The sequence below is a fragment of the Nocardia sp. NPDC057272 genome (genome assembly GCF_042668615.1).
Classification (GTDB): domain Bacteria; phylum Actinomycetota; class Actinomycetes; order Mycobacteriales; family Mycobacteriaceae; genus Nocardia.
Genome location: NZ_JBHUYK010000065.1, coordinates 1 through 2,678 on the forward strand (window position 1 = coordinate 1; position 2,678 = coordinate 2,678).

The 2,678-nt window shown below is 69.8% G+C and carries 4 protein-coding genes; 2 read left to right on the forward strand and 2 right to left on the reverse strand.

Annotation, left to right across the window (positions count from 1 at the left end; all coding sequences use genetic code 11):
* Positions 1-113: 113 nt before the first annotated feature.
* Positions 114-542, forward strand: a complete 429-nt coding sequence (locus ACFULV_RS34900) for a transcriptional regulator (protein ID WP_378664378.1) — start codon at positions 114-116, stop codon at positions 540-542.
* Complete coding sequence (locus ACFULV_RS34905) at positions 539-916, forward strand: DUF3817 domain-containing protein (RefSeq protein ID WP_378638921.1); 378 nt, start codon at positions 539-541, stop codon at positions 914-916. Before ACFULV_RS34900 ends, ACFULV_RS34905 begins: the two co-directional genes overlap by 4 nt.
* A gap of 63 nt (positions 917-979) precedes the next feature.
* On the opposite strand, the gene rdgB is transcribed toward ACFULV_RS34905, so the two are convergent.
* Positions 980-1,585 (reverse strand): RdgB/HAM1 family non-canonical purine NTP pyrophosphatase, encoded by a 606-nt coding sequence (gene rdgB / locus ACFULV_RS34910; protein ID WP_364412881.1) that lies wholly within the window; start codon positions 1,583-1,585, stop codon positions 980-982.
* 2 nt (positions 1,586-1,587) lie between these two features.
* Positions 1,588-2,352 carry a ribonuclease PH gene (gene rph, locus ACFULV_RS34915; protein ID WP_378638916.1) on the reverse strand — a complete coding sequence of 255 codons (765 nt, stop codon included), beginning with the start codon at positions 2,350-2,352 and terminating at the stop codon, positions 1,588-1,590.
* Positions 2,353-2,678: the final 326 nt, after the last annotated feature.

Genomic DNA, 2,678 nt, shown 5'->3' on the forward strand with positions numbered 1-2,678 from the left:
CCGTTGCGTAGGCGACGAAGGAGCAAGCAACGGTGCCTGATCGACGGGACACCAGGGGCCGCGGACTCGAGCGCGCCAGTGCTCCAAAAAACCCAGCGGGTACCGTGGAGCGCGTGTCCGTTCCACCTTCGCGCCCGACGCACAATCGACCGGCCCTGATCGCGCTGGTCTGTGTCGCCGCACTGGGCTGTCTGGCATTGGCCTGGTGGCAGTGGGAGCGGTTCGAATCGTCGTCGGGAACCGGCCAGAATCTCGGCTACGCACTGCAGTGGCCGCTGTTCGCCGGGTTCGCGGTGTTCGCCTATGTGCGGTTCGTGCGGCTGGAACGCGAGGCCGAGGAGCCCGCGCCGCCGCGCCCGGGCAAGGCCGAGGCGCCGCGCGAGATCCCCGCGGGCATCCTGCCCGAACGCCCCAAGGCCGCGAAGTCCGAAGACCCGGAAACGGCCGCCTACAACCAGTACCTGGCGCAACTGCACGCCAGCGACATCGATGCGCAGGTCCGCACCGCCGGCTTGCACTCCCCCGAGAGGAACGCCGGGTGACCGACAACAACACCACCGCACCGCCGCTCGACGATGCCACCGCCGCCCCCGCGGGCAGCGCCCCCATCGCCAAGATCACCTCGGCCCTGCAGCGCTACCGCGTGCTCGCCTGGGTCACCGGCCTGTGGCTGCTGCTGCTCACCGTCGAGATGATCGCCAAGTACGGCTTCGGCGTCGACACCCCCAGCTGGATCGCGGTCGTGCACGGCTGGGTGTACTTCGCCTACCTGCTGGTCACCGCCGACCTCGCCGTGAAGGTCCGCTGGCCCATCGGCCGCACCGTCGGCACTCTGATCGCGGGCACCATCCCGCTGCTGTCGTTCTTCGTCGAGCACCGCAACGCCAAAGACGTGAAGCAGCAGTACAGCCTCTGACTCCCACAAAAAGCGCCGCCGCCCCGGTGATCCGGAGCGGCGGCGCTTGTGTTGTGGAGTCGGTCAGGCCAGAGCGGCCAAGGCCGGGATGAGCTGGGTGAGCGCGCGGCCTCGGTGGGAGACCGCGTCCTTCTCGGCGGGGGTGAGTTCGGCGGCGCTGCCGGTACCGCCCTCGGGCAGGAACAGCGGGTCGTAGCCGAAACCGCCGTCGCCGTGAGGTTCACGGGCGATGGTGCCGGGCCATTCCCCGCGCACCACCGTGGTCGTGCCGTCGGGCAGGACCAGCGCGCAGGTGGAGACGAAGCGGCCGCCGCGACGGTCGTCGGGGACGTCGCCCAGCTGGGCGAGCAGCAGGGTGTTGTTCGCGGCATCGTCGCCGTGGCCGCCCGCCCACCGAGCCGACAGCACACCCGGCATCCCGTTCAGCGCGTCGACTTCGATGCCGGAATCGTCTGCCACGCAGGGCAATCCGGTGGCGACGGCACCGTCACGCGCCTTCGCGATCGCGTTCTCCTCGAAGGTGGCGCCGGTCTCGGGCGCCTCCTCGTACGGGGGCACCTCGTTCAGGCTCACCAATTCGATTCCGGCCACCCCGGCGTCATCGAGGATCCGGCGAAGCTCCTTCAGCTTCTTCGCATTTCGGCTGGCGACCAGCACACGCACGGCCACGACTACTTCTTCGCGGACGGCTCGGGCAGGGTGCCCGGGTACGGCAGTGCCAGCGCCGCCTTCTGGATCGCGAACAACTGCTCGGCACCGGCGAAGGCCGAGTCGAGCATCTTGTCCAGGGTCGATCGCGGGAACGTCGCGCCCTCGCCGGTGCCCTGGATCTCGACCAGTGTTCCGGTGTCGGTGGCCACCACGTTCATGTCGACCTCGGCGCGCGAGTCTTCCTCGTAGGGCAGGTCGAGGCGAACACGCCCATCGACCACACCCACGCTCACCGCGGCGATCATGCACGAAATCGGCTGCGGGTCAGCCAGTTTGCCCGCGGCGGCCAGATAGGTCACCGCGTCCGAGAGCGCCACATAGGCGCCGGTGATCGCGGCGGTGCGCGTGCCACCGTCGGCCTGCAGCACATCGCAGTCGAGCGCGATCGTGTTCTCGCCGAGCGCGGCCAGGTCGATGCAGGCCCGCAGCGAGCGCCCGATCAGCCTGCTGATCTCCTGCGTCCGCCCACCGACCTTGCCCTTGACCGACTCCCGCCCACTGCGCGTGTGCGTGGCCGCGGGCAGCATCGCGTACTCCGCGGTGAGCCAGCCCAGCCCCGAATCCCGGCGCCACGGCGGCACCCCCTCGGTGACGCTCGCGGTGCACATCACCCGCGTCTGCCCGAATTCCACCAGCACCGACCCCGCCGGGTGCGTGGTGAATCCCCGAGTGATCTTCACGTCGCGGAGTTCGTCATCCGCCCTACCATCAGCTCGTCTAGACACAGCCGACACACTAGCGCGTGCCCCCCACTCCACGCCCAGCCACACCGAACCCCCGAAGCCCGCACCCACACCGCACTCCCCGCGACACCGCGCACCCCGAAGTCCACACCCCTACCGCACTCTTAGCGACTCCACACACCCGAAGTCCGCAGCCCTACCGCACTAGCCGGCCCCACCGTTCAACCCCAGATCCGCCATGACCGCACCACCAGCCACCGCACTCCCGACCCTTAGGGAGGGACGGCCACGAAGTGGCCGGTCCGCGGCCGGGTCGCCGGTCAGGCGCCGCGGAGTTGCGTCGAAGGAGCGTTTCCGCGGCGCCTTAC